This window comes from Exiguobacterium sp. PFWT01, assembly GCF_018255795.1.
Classification (GTDB): Bacteria; Bacillota; Bacilli; order Exiguobacteriales; family Exiguobacteriaceae; genus Exiguobacterium.
Genome location: NZ_CP073755.1, coordinates 361973 through 377996 on the forward strand (window position 1 = coordinate 361973; position 16024 = coordinate 377996).

General features: G+C 48.6%; 14 protein-coding genes. 12 read left to right on the forward strand and 2 right to left on the reverse strand.

The window, feature by feature from the left end; all coding sequences use genetic code 11:
• The first annotated feature begins 1 nt into the window (after position 1).
• Positions 2-2128 (forward strand): (Fe-S)-binding protein, encoded by a 2127-nt coding sequence (locus KD909_RS02055; RefSeq protein ID WP_211782215.1) that lies wholly within the window; start codon positions 2-4, stop codon positions 2126-2128.
• Positions 2129-2166: 38 nt separating this feature from the next.
• Here KD909_RS02055 and KD909_RS02060 read toward each other — a convergent pair whose 3' ends face one another.
• The gene (locus KD909_RS02060; protein WP_211782216.1) at positions 2167-3465 is read right to left on the reverse strand and encodes a methyl-accepting chemotaxis protein; all 1299 of its coding nucleotides are present in this window, start codon (positions 3463-3465) and stop codon (positions 2167-2169) included.
• Between the two features lie 164 nt (positions 3466-3629).
• Between KD909_RS02060 and KD909_RS02065 the strand changes: the two genes are divergently transcribed.
• From KD909_RS02065 to KD909_RS02085, 5 genes are all read left to right on the forward strand, one after another.
• Positions 3630-4955 carry a hypothetical protein gene (locus KD909_RS02065; RefSeq protein WP_211782217.1) on the forward strand — a complete coding sequence of 442 codons (1326 nt, stop codon included), beginning with the start codon at positions 3630-3632 and terminating at the stop codon, positions 4953-4955.
• Between the two features lie 80 nt (positions 4956-5035).
• The gene (gene rpoE / locus KD909_RS02070) at positions 5036-5515 is read left to right on the forward strand and encodes a DNA-directed RNA polymerase subunit delta (protein WP_012727404.1); all 480 of its coding nucleotides are present in this window, start codon (positions 5036-5038) and stop codon (positions 5513-5515) included.
• A 247-nt stretch (positions 5516-5762) separates the two neighbouring features.
• Positions 5763-7358: a CTP synthase gene (locus tag KD909_RS02075; protein WP_012727403.1), complete on the forward strand. Its 1596-nt coding sequence runs from the start codon at positions 5763-5765 to the stop codon at positions 7356-7358.
• Positions 7359-7495: 137 nt separating this feature from the next.
• On the forward strand, positions 7496-8338 hold the full coding sequence (locus KD909_RS02080; RefSeq protein WP_211782218.1) for a TVP38/TMEM64 family protein: 843 nt from the start codon (positions 7496-7498) through the stop codon (positions 8336-8338).
• Between the two features lie 31 nt (positions 8339-8369).
• Positions 8370-8900, forward strand: a complete 531-nt coding sequence (locus KD909_RS02085) for a GNAT family N-acetyltransferase (protein ID WP_211782219.1) — start codon at positions 8370-8372, stop codon at positions 8898-8900.
• 39 nt (positions 8901-8939) lie between these two features.
• Here the strand turns inward: KD909_RS02085 and KD909_RS02090 are convergent, their stop codons facing one another.
• A complete protein-coding gene (locus tag KD909_RS02090; RefSeq protein WP_211782220.1) occupies positions 8940-10055 on the reverse strand; it encodes an NADH-dependent flavin oxidoreductase in 1116 nt (371 codons plus the stop codon).
• Between the two features lie 261 nt (positions 10056-10316).
• On the opposite strand from KD909_RS02090, the gene KD909_RS02095 reads away from it, so the two are divergent.
• From KD909_RS02095 to murA, 6 genes are all read left to right on the forward strand, one after another.
• Entirely contained in the window at positions 10317-11975 is a 1659-nt protein-coding gene (locus KD909_RS02095; protein WP_078147682.1) for a glycerol-3-phosphate dehydrogenase/oxidase, read from the forward strand.
• A gap of 124 nt (positions 11976-12099) precedes the next feature.
• Positions 12100-12459, forward strand: a complete 360-nt coding sequence (locus KD909_RS02100; RefSeq protein ID WP_031422207.1) for a YxeA family protein — start codon at positions 12100-12102, stop codon at positions 12457-12459.
• A 91-nt stretch (positions 12460-12550) separates the two neighbouring features.
• Positions 12551-12910 carry a response regulator gene (locus tag KD909_RS02105; RefSeq protein WP_012727396.1) on the forward strand — a complete coding sequence of 120 codons (360 nt, stop codon included), beginning with the start codon at positions 12551-12553 and terminating at the stop codon, positions 12908-12910.
• Positions 12911-13071: 161 nt separating this feature from the next.
• Positions 13072-13926, forward strand: coding sequence for a class II fructose-1,6-bisphosphate aldolase (gene fba, locus KD909_RS02110; RefSeq protein ID WP_012727395.1), 855 nt, complete (start codon positions 13072-13074; stop codon positions 13924-13926).
• A gap of 154 nt (positions 13927-14080) precedes the next feature.
• On the forward strand, positions 14081-14731 hold the full coding sequence (fsa, locus tag KD909_RS02115; RefSeq protein ID WP_012727394.1) for a fructose-6-phosphate aldolase: 651 nt from the start codon (positions 14081-14083) through the stop codon (positions 14729-14731).
• A 27-nt stretch (positions 14732-14758) separates the two neighbouring features.
• Complete coding sequence (gene murA / locus KD909_RS02120) at positions 14759-16015, forward strand: UDP-N-acetylglucosamine 1-carboxyvinyltransferase (RefSeq protein ID WP_211782221.1); 1257 nt, start codon at positions 14759-14761, stop codon at positions 16013-16015.
• Positions 16016-16024: the final 9 nt, after the last annotated feature.

Here is a 16024-nt window from a genome sequence, read left to right on the forward strand (position 1 = left end):
CATGTCTACATTTTTAATCGTCAACTGGATTCTATTCTTGCTCGTCCTCGGCTATGGTGTATATTTATTTGCTACGCTAGTTCATCAGCGTTATACGTTCATCAAGCTCGGGAAAAAGGCAGAATGGAGCCAAACGAACAAAGAACGACTCGAACAGGTCATGATCAACGTGTTCGGTCAAAAGAAATTGTTGAAAGATAAGAAGAGTGGCGCCATTCACGTCATGATGTTTTATGGCTTCATCCTCGTCCAATTCGGGGCGATTGATTTTATTTGGAAAGGACTAGCGGTGGGAACACGTTTCCCGCATATCCCGCTCGGTCCGCTTTATCCAATCTTTACGTTCATGCAAGAAATCGTCATGCTCATGATTCTCGTTGCGGTCGTTTGGGGATTCTACCGTCGTTACGTCGAGAAGCTCGTGCGCTTGAAACGAAACTTTTTAGCAGGTCTTGCCCTCATCTTCATCGGCGGGTTGATGGTTTCCGTATTGTTCGGGAACGGGTTTTACCTCGTCTATAAAGAAGAGCTTCCAATGTGGGGCGAACCGGTCGCGACACTCATCGGTTCAGCGTTTGCTTGGGTACCGGGTTCTGTCGCTTTCGCCTTATTCGTCGTCTTTTGGTGGATGCACCTTTTATTCTTGCTCAGCTTCATGGTCTACATCCCACAAGGAAAACACGCACACTTGATTGCCGGAACGCTCAACGTATGGCTCGGTCGCACGCACAAAGTCGGTCGCTTGGCACCTGTTGATTTTTCAGCGATGGAAGAAGCGGAAGAGTCGGATGAAGAGATCGTCTTCGGGGTCAACAAGATTGAAGACTTCAACCAGAAGCAGCTCGTCGACCTATACGCCTGTGTCGAATGCGGACGTTGTACGAATGTATGTCCGGCAACAGGAACTGGGAAGATGTTGTCGCCGATGGACTTAATCGTCAAGCTTCGTGATCATATGAATATGAAAGGTGCAGCGGTCACGAGAAAATCACCGTGGGCACCGGCCCTCATGTTCCAAAACACGCAAGGTGCTGAAATCGCAGCAGCGGCGCAAGATGGACATATGCTCGTTGCAGACGAATTGATCGGTAACGTCATCACAGAAGAAGAAATTTGGGCGTGTACGACATGCCGTAACTGTGAAGACCAATGTCCGGTCATGAACGAGCACGTCGATAAAATCATCGACCTTCGTCGTTACCTCGTCATGATGGAAGGGAAAATGGACCCTGAGGCGCAGCGCACAGTCGCAAATATCGAGCGTCAAGGAAACCCGTGGGGAATGAACCGAAAAGAACGCGAGAACTGGCGCAAGGATACAGAACTCGTCATCCCGACGGCGAAAGAGAAGAAAAAAGCAGGAGAAGAGTTTGAGTATCTCTTCTGGGTCGGCGCGATGGGCTCTTACGATAGCCGTAGCCAAAAAGTCGCGCAGAGCTTTGCGAGCGTGTTGAACAAGGCGGGCGTCTCATTCGCCATTCTCGGAAATGAAGAGAAAAACTCAGGGGATACTCCACGTCGAATCGGGAACGAGTTGCTCTTCCAAGAACTCGCCGAAGCGAACATTAAACTATTTGAGAAGTATGGGGTGACGAAAATCGTCACGGTCGACCCGCACGCGTACAACACCTTCAAAAACGAGTATCCGGACTTCGGTTTGACTGATGTGAAGGTGTATCATCATACGGAGTTGCTCGCGGAGTTGCTCGATATGGGTCGAATCCAACCAGACCTTCAAGTGAATGAACGTGTCGTCTATCACGACTCTTGTTACCTCGGTCGTTATAACGGCATTTACGATGCACCACGATTCGTCCTAGAACGCATACCGGGTGTCGAACTCGTCGAAGCGACACGTAACCGTGAAAACGGTATGTGTTGTGGAGCCGGTGGTGGTCTCATGTGGCAGGAAGAAAAAGTCGGGACACGTGTCAACGTGGCTCGGACAGAACAGTTGCTTGAGACGAAACCGACCGTTATCGGTTCGGCATGTCCGTACTGTTTGACGATGTTATCTGATGGAACAAAAGCGAAGGAAGTCGATGAGACCGTCGGCACGTTCGATGTCGTCGAATTGCTCGATCGCTCGCTGAAGGCCATCGAGATACCAGAACCAGTTGTCCAATAATACATGAAGGCACGGTCCGCGGACCGTGCCTTGTTTGTTTACTGCATCTCAGAGGTGGATAGAAGGGAAGAGGTCAAGTGAGATAATCCTTGCGTCGTCTCGTTGATCGATGAAATGGTCTCGACCATCTGTCCGAGGTCTTGTTTGTTTCGTTCGAAAGAAAGAACGTATTGGCCCATCTCTTCTTGAACGGTCGAAAAGCCAGACTTGACGGCACTTAGTTGACGCATCGCTTCGTCATTCGTCCGATGCATTTGCCCCATTTGCTCGAGGAGGGCCGCAATGTTCGTTTCATTTTCATGAATGAGTGCATTGATTTGACTGCTCAGTTGTTTTGCGTTCTCCGCGAGTGTGCGTACCTCAGTGGCGACGACGGCGAACCCTTTTCCATGTTCTCCTGCACGAGCCGCTTCAATCGAAGCGTTCAAGGCGAGCAAGTTCGTTTGGTTAGCAATTTGTTCGATACTCTTGGTCATGCTGACAATCTCTTGAGAACCTTCTTTTAGGGCAGTGATTCGATTGAGCGAAGTATCGACGTAGGTAGCCGACTGTTTGAACTCCGCTTCCATCTGTTCGATTTGATTTCCGTTCGTATGTGTCAATGTCATCAAGTGACGACTCATCTTCTCCGTTTGCTCCGTTTCCGCGAGGACTTGATGTGCGCGATCGCTCGTTTCAGACATCGCGTGCCCGGTTTGTTCCATCGTAGTGGCCACTTCTGTGCTGACGCGTGTCACGTCACTCAACAGGGCCGCACGAGCTTGGTTCGCGGACTCGATTTCATCGAGACGGGCGTTGACATATTGTTCGGTGACGATTTGCGCGTCTAAATTCATCGCGTGTGACAACGCTAAGAGGGACTCGCTTAAGACGGCGGGATCGTGTTGATACGTTTCAACCACTTTCGGGATGAGCAACGTGTTAAATGCCGAGTACGTCGCCAAGAACCAGACGACAGGGACGGCAAAGTGATGATGTGTCTGTCCCATTCGTTTTCGCATGGCTAAGAACTTGTCATCGATGTTCCCCGTTAATAGGCTGCGGAAATAATCGGCGAATACCTTTTTTAATCGTTCTCTTGTGGATGATGCGTTCGCAATCTGTACCATTTCCGGTTGCAGCATTAAGTGGTCGAGTACGTTTTCAAGTACATCGTCAAGTACTGACTCGACGAGTGGCGCCATATCTTGCAATCGTTTTACTTGAGAGGTCGTATAGCCCATATAGTGAGTGCGACCATTCAAGCTTGAGTCAGACGGCTTGGCGATTGTCTGGATGTCAGGGAAGCCGGGAGTCGCGACGAAGTGATTGGATGTTGTTTTACGAAAAAGTGGCATGTATTCTTCTCCTTCATATTTAAAATGTCATTCTCTTCTATATCGGCAAAAGATTGAAGAAACTGAGAAGTGAATGTGTTATGAAAGAGGTTCGCAGACGAATGGATCTGGGAAAGGATGATTGAGGAACAGAATATTCAATCTCAATGTAAGGAGTGTGTCCCATGAAAAACATGGTTGTCCTATTGACGATTGTCAGTGCTCTTAGTAGTCAAATTCTTCCGCAGATCTTATTTTTATCTATCATGGCGGTCGAAGAAGGCGTTGGGCGCCTCATTCCATTCTTGATTTTTTATGTGGCCAGTATGTCTGGTCTATTATTGTGGGTTTATGTCATCGGACGCCGTGGTTCAAAAGATACTTTTTTAATCGCTCTGGTCGTACTTGTCGTCGGTCTCGTTTGTTTCGTTCTCCCCTTTGAACGTGCGATTGAATGGAGCGCCTTTTTAGTCGGGGTCGGCTCAATTGGAGTCGGGACGATCATGACGACGATTTTATCGCAATTAAACGAACTGAAACCAGCTGCTGATCCAGATTCAAAAGAAGCTAAAGGAAGCTCCTGGCCGTTGGTTCTGATGTTAGTTGGTTGGATTACCGTATTCTCTTATGCATTGATACAGTCGTATAATCTGGCCATCACTCTATTTTTGATCAGTTTGATTCTCCCCTGGCTTTTTGTTCGGAAATTACCGCTTCAAAAATCGGCGACTTGGCAGTTGGAGACCCGTTCTTTTCTCCGTGCCTTCATCGCGGTCACTGTCTTTACGTTGATTAGTCGTCTGCTAAGTCTTCTAGAAGGAGCGCGTGGCTACATCGAAGTGTTTGGCTTAATGATTATCTTATTGAGCTATGTCGGTTGGCTCATGTTTCAGAAACGGGTTCGACGATTCATTACAGCCAGTCGTACACGGCAAGTGCAATTATTATCATTCGTGATCGGGCTGTTTGGTGGCTGGACATTAATTGGGGCGGTGTTTGTAAGTCTTTCCTTATATTCATTTCAAGTACTCCTCTTTTACGTGTTCGTCCCGTTTTTGGCGGGAGTGATTGGGTGGATTTTGTTTAGCCGCATCTATGATTTCGCGCGTCATCCGTACCTCGTGTTACTCGTGTCCTCCCTCATTTTTTTTCTAGGATTTATCGAGCCCCTTGCCTTCATTCCTGTACTATTTGTCAGTGGCTATACGCAAACGATGTATTCGAGTGTGAGCCATGCCTACTTATTCGAAGAGTACGGAGAGAACAAAGAGTTTGCCTCGCTGCTCATTCAATTGTGGAAACGGTTCGGGATGGTCGTTTCATACTCATTTCTGATGGTCGGGTTGTTAGGGTACGGTTTATACGTTGGGCAGACCGTCAATGCGGAATTGTCGTTTCAAATCCCACGAGGATGGATGTTTGGCGTTATGGGGATGACATGGATTTTTAATATCGGGTTGATCAGTCTATATTGGTTCCGGATTAAATCGGAGACAATACATGAATCATAATTTCTTCTAGCTTTTTTATATTGCTTTTGTTTATAATGAAGAGTGATGTTTAACTAGTGACGGAAAAGGAGTGTCCTTTAATGAATAAATCGTTGATTGATTTCGTTTATGAACTTCTCCAAGAAACTGGCGAACAGCCTGTTTCTTTTGATGAGATTCGCGAAAAAATCAAGCAAAACTATACGTTTGCGAGTGAAGAGGAAGAACTCGAAAAAATCGCACAACTTTACACCGATTTGAACATCGACGGGTTGTTCGTCAACTTAGGAGCAAACCGTTGGGCGCTTCGCGTTTGGTACCCATTCGATAAGTCGGATGAAGATCTCGTTATCGAAGCACGTCAACGTGGTGAGCTTGACGAATTCGAAGAAGAGTTCGAAGAAGCAGATGAAGGCATCGTCGATATCGAAGATGACTTGGATGTATTCGCAAAAGTTGAAGATTACGATTCATCTGAATTCGATGATGAGGACGAAGAAGAAAAAGTAGAAGGCCTTGATGACTTCAAGGATGACGACTTGGACGACGACCTCGATCTCGAAGACGAGGATGATTTATAAGAGACCGCAAAAAGCCGGGCATTGCGCCCGGCTAGGCGTGTCTCTTTTTCTTTTTTAGTCGTGTTCATCGACTTGAAAAAAAGAAAAAATAATATCTTGACGACTGTATCGTCTCTGGCGTAAATTAGTCATGGGCTAGTTTAGCACGTAACGATGCAGCAAAAGTGTCCTCCATTTTCGGGGGCACTTTTGCTTTTTTTGTTTTTTCGTTTCCCGATGGTTGGTATTCAAGAGAGGAGAAAGAAACATGACAAAGTACATTTTCGTAACAGGCGGGGTAGTATCTTCGCTCGGTAAAGGGATCACGGCAGCTTCGCTCGCGCGTCTACTCAAAAATCGAGGACTCAACGTCACGATTCAGAAGTTTGACCCATACATCAACATTGACCCAGGTACGATGAGCCCGTATCAACACGGAGAAGTATTCGTCACAGATGATGGCGCTGAAACTGACCTTGACCTCGGACACTATGAGCGCTTTATCGATATCAACTTGTCGCAAAACGCGAACGTCACATCAGGGCGCATTTATTCAACTGTCTTGAAGAAAGAGCGTCGTGGAGACTATAACGGTGGGACGGTTCAGGTCATTCCACATATCACGAACGAAATCAAAGACCGTGTCTTCCGTGCAGGACGCGAAACGAACGCCGATGTCGTCATCACAGAGATTGGTGGAACAGTCGGAGATATTGAATCTCTTCCGTTCATCGAAGCCATTCGCCAAGTAAAAAATGACATCGGGAAAGAGAACGTCATGTACGTTCACTGTACGCTCGTTCCTTACCTTCGTGCCGCAGGTGAGATGAAGACGAAACCGACACAACACAGCGTAAAAGAACTTCGCAGCTACGGGATTCAACCAGACATCATCGTTCTCCGTACGGAGCACGATATCCCAGAAGACATGCGTGAGAAAATCGCACTCTTCTGTGATACGCGCAAAGAAGCAGTCATCGAAGCGCAAGACGCATCGACACTTTACGAAGTACCGCTCAACCTTCAAAAACAAGGGATGGACCAACTCGTCAACGACTACTTCGGTTTCAACACACCAGCTGCCGACATGACGGCGTGGAAAGAACTCGTTCACACGGTCACACACCTTGAGAAGAAAGTGAAAATTGCGCTCGTCGGGAAATATGTCGAGTTGCGTGATGCCTATATCTCAGTCGCAGAGGCGCTCAAGCATGCCGGTTATGCGTTCAACGCGGACATCGACATCGACTGGATCAATGCAGAAGACGTGACAGCTGAAAACGTTTCGGACATCCTCGGTGATGCTGACGGAATCCTCGTCCCAGGTGGGTTCGGTGAGCGTGGAATTGAAGGGAAGATCGAAGCAACACGTTTCGCTCGTGAAAACAACGTTCCATTCTTCGGAATCTGTCTCGGGATGCAACTTGCGACGGTCGAGTTTGCCCGTAACGTCTTGAAGTTGGACGGCGCACATACGGCAGAAATCGATCCGTCGACACCGTATCCGATCATCGACCTTCTTCCAGAGCAAAAAGATATCGAAGACCTTGGCGGCACACTTCGTCTTGGACTTTATCCATGTAAACTCGAAAAAGGGACGAAAGCGCATGCGGCATACGATCAAGAACTCGTATACGAGCGTCATCGTCACCGTTATGAGTTCAACAACGAATACCGTGAAGCGTTTGAAGCAGAAGGCTTCAAGTTCTCAGGTACGAGCCCAGACGGTCGTCTCGTAGAAATCATTGAGATTCCAGAACACAAATGGTTCGTGGCATCACAGTTCCACCCAGAATTGATTTCGCGTCCAGAACGTCCACAACGTCTATTCCATGACTTCATCCAAGCGTCACTTGGAGAATAAGTGATTGAAAGCCACGGTCCATTCCGGATCGTGGCTTTTCTACGTCAAAAGCATGAGAGGGAAGGTGCCCTCGGCAGGATACATCCCCTTCACTTTCTGGGTACACTAGAAGTAGAACGGGGAGAGGGTGATGGCTCATGAAAGAACGACATTCGATTTATCTTGGATATGGATTGGGGCTTGTCGCGCTCAGTCTGTTGCCGTTCGTCGTCTTGCCTTCCCTCTTACTGCCGTACCAGCTCGGTTGGACGGGCATTGTCTTACTCGCTCTCTCGGTCGGGTTACTACGGGCGATTCGGGACGGCTCGAATGTCATTTTGAAACAGATGTGGAAGATCACGTTCTCGCTCTTCTTAATTTTCGTTCTCGTCTATTATGTCTCGTTCGGACTCGTCCTTTATGACACATACGGGTTGGATCGTCTATTAGCACAATATGAACGACAGGCGGTCTGGGTGTTTGCGGCATTTAGCTTTTTACAACCGATTGCCTTGCCGGTCCCGGAAGCGGTCAGTGTGCCGATTGGGAGTGTCGCGCTCGGACCGTTTCGTGCGGCTTTAGTCGGAAGCATCTCGACTACGCTTGGCATCTTTGTCATGTATGGGTTGGCCCGGTTTGGCCGAGGACGCATGATTCGTTGGGTCGATGAAGAGAAACTGAAGACATACGATCGATATGTCGATCGGTACGGTCTTGGTGTATTGCTCGTGTTGTTCATCATTCCGATTTTGCCGGATGAGGTCATCTGTCTCGCTGCTGGGTTTAGTCGCGTGCCATTCCCGCGTTTTGCGGGCATCGCGTTCGGGGCAAAACTCGTCACGTCGTTCGGGCTTGCCTACTCTGTCTCCATCGGACAATTGTTTATGACCGATTCGAGTCCGATTGCAATTTCCTCTGTCATGGCAAGTGTAGTCGTCTTGATTCTCGCGTTCGTTTGGCGCAAACGAAAAAAAGGGGATTCGAACGGGACACAAGAATAAAGTAAAGACGATCTATAGAGAGGAAGACAAGATGCGACAAGACAATGAAGTGGTCATTCGACCGATTGAAAAACAAGACTTAGTCCGACTATGGGAATTGATTTACCGGGATGCAACACCGGAGTGGAAACAATGGGACGCTCCTTACTTCGAACATAAGGCGATGTCCTACGAAGAGTTTCAACAAATCGAGCAGTCGCTCATCCAAAAAGAAGACATGTGGGTCATTGAGGTCGATGGAACCGTATATGGGACCGTTTCTTACTATTTCGAAGATGCCGGACGAGAATGGCTCGAGATGGGCATCATCTTGCATCAGTCCGACCGCTGGAATCGTGGTGTCGGGACGCGTGCCCTTCGTATGTGGACCGAGCATCTATTTGAGACGCTACCCGTCGTCCGTGTCGGCTTGACGACGTGGTCCGGGAATGAACGGATGATGCGGGTCGCTGAAAAAGTAGGGATGCAACTCGAAGGTCGGATCCGTCAAGTGCGTGTCGTGAACGAGAAGCGCTATGATTCGATTCGGATGGGTATATTACGGGAAGAATGGCAAGCATAAAAAAGCACCGCGGATAAAAAAGTCCGCGGTGTGTTGTGTTTACTTCACTTCTTGATCTTTAATCGGGAACCAACCGGCACGTGTCGTGATGGCGTTCCATAGTGGAGCTGGGACGGCGAGTTCGGCTTGCTTGTTCAAGTCAAGCTCGGTCTCAATCTCGTCTTCGCGGTCCGATTTCACTTTTTCGAGCCATTCTGGGTCGATGATCAGTTCGCGACCGAGTGCGGCAAGGTCCACGACCTCGAGTGCGTCTTCCACTTGCGCCGGACGTTGGAGTTGCCCGACTCCGATGAGTGGGATGGCACCATTGATCCGTTTGGCGATGCGGTCAATCGAACGCTCCGTGACGTTCTCATTGCGCATGGAAGCTGTGTTGAAGTTCCAGAGAGACGCGTGAATATAATCGACACCCTCTGCTAAAATCATATCGAGCAACACATCCGTGTCGTCGAGTGTGATGCCTGGCTCTTCGATTTCTTCTGGTGAGAAGCGATAGCCGACGAGGAAGTCTTCTGCATCTGCAGCGGCTTCTTTGACACGACGAATGACTTCGCGTGGGAACGTCAAACGTCCGTGGACATCACCGCCGAAGCGATCTTCACGGCGATTTGAATGCGGTGAGAAGAATTGTTGAATCAAGTAGGTGTTCGCTCCGTGAATCTCGACTCCGTCAAATCCGGCTTCGATGGCGCGACGCGTCGCTTCACCGAACGCCTCAATGATGGCTTCGACTTCTGACGTCTCGAGGGCACGTGGTGTGACGGCACCTTCTCGGACCGGTGCGATAGCACTTGCACTGACAGGTTGTTCGTTCGGGACGAGTTCAGGTGGTGACATCCGCCCAGCGTGGAAAATTTGAAGGATGGCTTTTGCGCCTTCCGCTTTTAAACTTTCCGCCAATTGACGGAGACCTGGGATGAATTTGTCGTCATTGACCCCGAATGCGTTCTGGAACCCTTTCCCGTCTTCTGTCACGTACGCGCAAGCCGTGATGGCGAGCCCGACGTTTTGCGCCCGTTTCCGATAGTAGGCGAGCTCATGCTCGGATACTTCGCCCGTTGGCTCTGATGAGTAATGTGTCATCGGTGCCAATACAAGGCGGTTCGGTACTTCGACGCCATTTTTGAACTGAAAAGGTTGTAACATACGTTTCATCTGAAATCCTCCTTCAACATGATACCTTGAAGTCTAAGCTTCTCGACTCAAAAATGCGAGTCGAATGCTTGTGAATGAACACATTACAGATTACATAAGCGTAAGAGATGATTGAACTGAAAAGAATAGGGTATAATACAGGAGAAAAGTTGATATTCGGTTCGAGACAATAGAGAGACCACAACAGAAGGGGGAAGCCTTGTTTTTGTTGTGGTCTCTTTTTCTATTCATTGAACCGTACTTACTATAGGAGGGAATAAGATGGAAATCAGAAATTTCTCAGCGAAAGAACGAGCGAAACGATATGAACAACTGACGAGTGAACGTCATGACGTTCTTGTTGTCGGTGGCGGGATTACAGGAGCGGGGATTGCGCTCGATGCATCGTCGCGTGGGATGAAGACAGCTGTCCTCGAGATGCAAGACTTTGCGGCCGGGACATCAAGTCGTTCGACGAAACTTGTTCACGGGGGACTCCGCTATTTGAAACAATTTGAAGTGGCGCTCGTCGCAGAAGTCGGGAAAGAGCGTGCCATCGTGTATGAGAACGGTCCACACGTCACGACACCGGAACAGATGTTGTTACCAATGCATAAGGGAGGCACGTTTGGTCCCTTCTCAACTTCAATCGGACTTATGGTGTATGACTTCCTCGCAGGTGTCAAACGGGCAGAACGTCGCATGATGCTCAAACCGAATGAAGTCATCAAGAAAGCACCGCTCGTGAAAAAAGATGATTTAGTCGGAGGCGGTTATTACGTCGAGTACCGGACGGATGATGCGCGATTGACAATCGAAGTGGCGAAAGAAGCGGCAAATCATGGTGCGCTTCTTATGAACTATGCGAAAGTGACGGGGTTGATTTACGAAAACGGAAAAGTAGCCGGTGTACACGTCGAAGACCAGATCGACGGGTCGACATATGACGTCTATGCGAAGAAAATCATCAATGCGACAGGTCCATGGGTCGATGAGTTACGAGAAGAAGATAACTCGAAAAAAGGCAAACAACTTCGTTTGACGAAAGGGATTCACCTCGTCATCGATCAATCGAAATTCCCACTCAAACAGGCAATTTATTTTGACACACCAGACGGGCGCATGGTCTTTGCCATTCCACGCGGAAACAAAGCGTACGTCGGAACGACGGACACGTTCTTTGATAAAAACAAAGCGCATCCACGCATGACGACAGAGGACCGCGATTATATTTTGGATGCGATTCACTATATGTTCCCGGACGTTCATGTCACGGCAGACGATGTGGAATCGAGCTGGGCGGGTATTCGTCCGTTGATTTATGAGGAAGGAAAGGACCCTTCTGAAATTTCACGTAAGGACGAAATTTGGCAGTCAGACAGCGGCTTGATCACGATTGCCGGCGGTAAATTGACAGGATATCGGAAGATGTCAGAAACAGTCGTCGACCTCGTCGCCAAATTGTTGAAAGAAGAAGAAGGTGTCGTTTACTTGGCGAGCCGGACGAAGCATATGCCGATGTCAGGTGGTCACGTCGGCGGTTCGAAAGGATTCAAAGACTTCCTTGAGAAGAAAACGAAAGAACTTCAAAATCACGGTCTCGACGCGGGGCACGCGGAAGAACTCGTCCGTCTATACGGTTCGAATATTGACCGCGTCATCGAGCGGATGGACTCGAACGCTTATGATTTGCCAGAGGTCGTCTATGCGCAGTTGATTTATGGCATTGAAGAAGAGTCGGTCGTTCGTGCCATCGACTTCTTGATTCGTCGGACCGGAGCGATGTTCTTTGATATCGATTTCGTCCGTCAACACAAAGACGGTGTCCTTCGTTGCATGGCCGACGTCTTCAAATGGTCGGATGAGCGTTTGAAAGAAGAGCGTGAAGAGGTCGAGAAGGAGATTGAAATCGCAGTTGTGCCTGTGACTGTCGAATCGTAATGCACTGTATCGAAGGAAAGGTTCATTCTAAACAGGATGAACCTTTTTTGTGGCATGGTTTCGTCGATTCGGAATAACGGTATACCTCATAAGTAGTGATTCTTAGATTGAAGGAGAACTTTTTATGAAACGAAATCTCGTTGCCATCCTATTGATTGGTGTTCTATTAGTAGTAGGTTGGCGTTATGTCGATCCCAATCGATTATTGGCCGATGTCTATTATGTCAAAGTTCCAAGTCCTGAAGTGGTGACCCAAACTTCATCCGGTTATCGCTATGATCTCATCGGATATGATGAGGATGGAAAAAAACGTCCTCTGTCGATTGCCACTTCTGGGTTGTTACCGGAAGGAAACTATCTGCGGGTATTCGTGAAAGAAGAAGATGCGGAAGTGACCGACTACGAGCAGGTGAATGTCCTAGACGTACCTGAACAGTTGAAGGAAGAACAGGAAGAAGACAATTCCGAGCCATCGTTCCCTTGATTTCAAAAGATAGACGTCGCGAAAAAGAGATGAGTTTGGTAAGGTTAAATTGTTTGAATATGGTAAACGATGAATGAAAGAAGGGACATGCATGTCACGGATGTTAATAGCAGATGACCAGGACGGAATTCGTACGATGCTCGCGCAAGTGTTCACGAACATGGGTGTAGACGTGGACACGGCGCAAGACGGCATCAGCGCCTGGGAGTTTTTAGAGCGGGAGCAATATGATTTGGTATTGCTCGATATGAATATGCCTCGTATGTTTGGACATGAAGTATTGCGTCGCATGCGCGAGAAACCGTTAGACACACCTGTCATGATCATGACGGCGTTTGGGGAAGAAGCGGTGATTGAAGAAGTGCGCCGTCTCGGAATCACGGCACAATTTGAGAAGCCGTTTGATATTTATGGGATGATTGAAAAAGTGAAAGAAGTCTTGAAAATTTGACGTTTCGTCACCAAGATGACATATGTAAACGCTTGCGCTAAGCCATTTCTATGCCCGAATAGCATAGGCACATGTTTTACGGTGTGTTATAATGGGAACGAATTGCACGGGGGAACTTTTCCCAAACGTGTATAATAGCGAACAGACAGGAGGATGTCATTATGCCATTAGTATCAATGACAGAAATGCTTAACAAAGCATTCGAAGGCAAGTATGCAGTCGGCCAATTCAACATCAACAACCTCGAGTGGACGCAAGCGATTCTTCGCGCTGCGGAAGACGAGAAATCACCAGTAATCCTCGGTGTATCAGAAGGTGCAGCGAAGTACATGGGTGGCTTCACAACAGTTGTCAAAATGGTTGAAGGTCTTATGCACGACTACAACATCACTGTTCCAGTTGCAATCCACCTTGACCACGGTTCTTCATTCGATAAGTGTAAAGCAGCGATCGACGCTGGTTTCACGTCAGTCATGATCGACGGTTCACACCACCCGATCGATGAAAACATCGAAATGACGAAACAAGTTGTCGAGTACGCGCACGCTAAGGGTGCTTCTGTTGAGGCAGAAGTCGGTACAGTTGGCGGCGAAGAAGACGGCGTTATCGGTGGCGTACAATACGCTGACCTCGACGAGTGTGTACGTGTTGTCAAAGAAGCGAAAGTGGATGCACTTGCTGCAGCACTCGGTTCTGTACACGGTGAATACCAAGGCGAGCCGAAACTTGGCTTCAAAGAGATGGAAGAAATCGCAAACGCGACACAAACTCCACTCGTTCTTCACGGCGGATCAGGTATTCCTGAGCACCAAATCAAAAAAGCAATCGAGCTCGGCCACAGCAAGATCAACGTTAACACAGAGTGCCAACAAGAATGGACTCGTGCGGTACGTGAGAAAGTTGCTGCTGATGCAAAAGTATATGACCCACGTAAAATTATCGGACCTGGTATCGAAGCGATTTATAACGTCGTTACTGGCAAGATGCGTGAGTTTGGTTCAAGCAACCAAGCATAATCCTGTTTGATCAAGTCGGTTCTCTATGAGGACCGACTTTTTGTATCGTTTCCTATATCACCGTTTGTCGAATCTGATAAAGGGAGTAGTAATTCGACTAGTCTTTCCTCATAATAGAGATTGTAAGCGATCACAAATTAAGGAGGAGACACATATGCGTTTTTTCATTGACACAGCAAATGTGGAAGACATTAAAAAAGCTCATCAAATGGGCGTCATTGGAGGCGTGACGACGAATCCATCGCTCGTCGCCAAAGAAGGTGTCGATTTCCATACAAGACTTCGTGAAATCTGTGAGATCGTCGGGGATCTCTCGGTCAGCGCCGAAGTTATTGCACTTGATGCGCCGGGTATGGTGGAAGAAGGAAAGGAACTTGCCGCCATCGCGCCGAATATTACGGTAAAGGTACCGATGACACCAGCGGGGATGGAAGCGGTAAAACAGTTCAAGGAGCTTGGGATCAAGACGAATGTCACGCTCATCTTTAACGCCAACCAAGCGTTACTTGCGGCGCGCGCCGGAGCATCATACGTTTCTCCATTCATCGGACGCTTGGATGACATCGGACAAGATGGGCTCGATTTAGTGGAGACCATTGCCAACATCTTTGCAATCCATGGCATCGAGACAGAAATCATCGCAGCATCTGTGCGTCACCCGGTTCACGTGACAAAAGCTGCACTCCTCGGGGCTGACATTGCGACAGTCCCTTACAAAGTCATCGAACAGATGATGAAACATCCGCTCACAGACAAAGGCATTGAGCAGTTCTTAGCGGATTGGAACAACGCTCAATCCAAATAAGTCCGTCGTAGAAAGGTTTTGATCAGCGTGGAAATTCTCCATATCGTTGGGCAGCAAAAACTAGAAGGAACCGTCGAGATTAGCGGAGCGAAACAGAGCGCTCTCCCTTGCCTTGTGGCTGCACTTCTCACGGAGGAGTCGGTAACGATTGAAAACGTTCCGATGATTGAGGATGTGGAAGTGATGGTCAATTTGTTGAAAGAACTAGGGGTACGAGTAGAGCGGGATGGCGAACGAATGACGATTCATTCGAATGAAGCAGTCGCCATGCCTCTCCTCGGTTCTGAGACGCGTAAAGTCCGTGCCGCTGTCTATTTACTCGGGGTCTTCGCGGCTCGCTTCGGAAAAGGGGCGGTTGGGTTACCTGGAGGATATGCGATTGGTCCACGACCGATTGACTTACATTTGAAAGCGTTGGAACGTCTCGGCATTCACGTCGAGAATGAATCAGGTCTCTACCATGTCCGGGTCGATGAACTTGTCGGGAATCGAATTTACTTGGACTTGCGGTCGTTTGGGGCAACCGTGAGTGCGATGCTTGCGGCTGTTTTAGCGACAGGGACGACAGTCATCGAAAACGCGGCCTGCGACCCGGAAGTCGTCGATGTGGCTACGATGCTCACATCGATGGGGGCACATGTGAGTGGGGCCGGAACGGATGAGATTCGAATTAAAGGGGTAGAGCGACTCCACGGTTGTACGCACACACTGATTCCGGATCGCCTCGAGGCCGGAACATTCATGATGTTCGGTGCCGTATCCGGTCACGTGACTGTTCAACCGGTCATTCCGACACATCTGGAAGGGGTCATCCAAAAACTGTTGGACTTCGGAGCGGACGTCGAGGTCGGTGAAGAGTCAATTACCGTGACGGCGAACCAATTCATGCCAACAGACATTCGTGTGTTTCATTACTCGGGGTATCCGAGCGACTTGCAACCGGTGATGACGGCAGCCTTACTAAAAGCGAACGGAACGAGTGTCGTTACGGATAAATTGTATGCGCAACGATTCCGACACATCGCCGAGATGCGGCGGATGAATGCGCAAATCACTTTGGAAGATGCGTCGGCTGTCATTCGTGGCGGGAATCAACTGGCGAACGCAGAGATGGAATGTACCGATGCACGGAGTGCTGCGGCTCTGGTGCTGTCGGCGCTCCAAGCATCTGGAGAATCGACGCTACTGCATGCAGAACGACTGAATGATTCGTATGTCGACTTTGTCGGCAAATTAAAACAACTCGGTGCGCTCGTTTGGGTGGAGGAACATACCGAGGTATAAAGGGGAGAT

Coding starts and splice junctions, on each gene's coding strand:
- KD909_RS02055 (WP_211782215.1), top strand. CDS start 2: ATGTCTACATTTTTAATCGTCAACTGGATTCTATTCTTGCTCGTCCTC.
- KD909_RS02060 (WP_211782216.1), bottom strand. CDS start 3,465: ATGCCACTTTTTCGTAAAACAACATCCAATCACTTCGTCGCGACTCCC.
- KD909_RS02065 (WP_211782217.1), top strand. CDS start 3,630: ATGAAAAACATGGTTGTCCTATTGACGATTGTCAGTGCTCTTAGTAGT.
- rpoE (WP_012727404.1), top strand. CDS start 5,036: ATGAATAAATCGTTGATTGATTTCGTTTATGAACTTCTCCAAGAAACT.
- KD909_RS02075 (WP_012727403.1), top strand. CDS start 5,763: ATGACAAAGTACATTTTCGTAACAGGCGGGGTAGTATCTTCGCTCGGT.
- KD909_RS02080 (WP_211782218.1), top strand. CDS start 7,496: ATGAAAGAACGACATTCGATTTATCTTGGATATGGATTGGGGCTTGTC.
- KD909_RS02085 (WP_211782219.1), top strand. CDS start 8,370: ATGCGACAAGACAATGAAGTGGTCATTCGACCGATTGAAAAACAAGAC.
- KD909_RS02090 (WP_211782220.1), bottom strand. CDS start 10,055: ATGAAACGTATGTTACAACCTTTTCAGTTCAAAAATGGCGTCGAAGTA.
- KD909_RS02095 (WP_078147682.1), top strand. CDS start 10,317: ATGGAAATCAGAAATTTCTCAGCGAAAGAACGAGCGAAACGATATGAA.
- KD909_RS02100 (WP_031422207.1), top strand. CDS start 12,100: ATGAAACGAAATCTCGTTGCCATCCTATTGATTGGTGTTCTATTAGTA.
- KD909_RS02105 (WP_012727396.1), top strand. CDS start 12,551: ATGTCACGGATGTTAATAGCAGATGACCAGGACGGAATTCGTACGATG.
- fba (WP_012727395.1), top strand. CDS start 13,072: ATGCCATTAGTATCAATGACAGAAATGCTTAACAAAGCATTCGAAGGC.
- fsa (WP_012727394.1), top strand. CDS start 14,081: ATGCGTTTTTTCATTGACACAGCAAATGTGGAAGACATTAAAAAAGCT.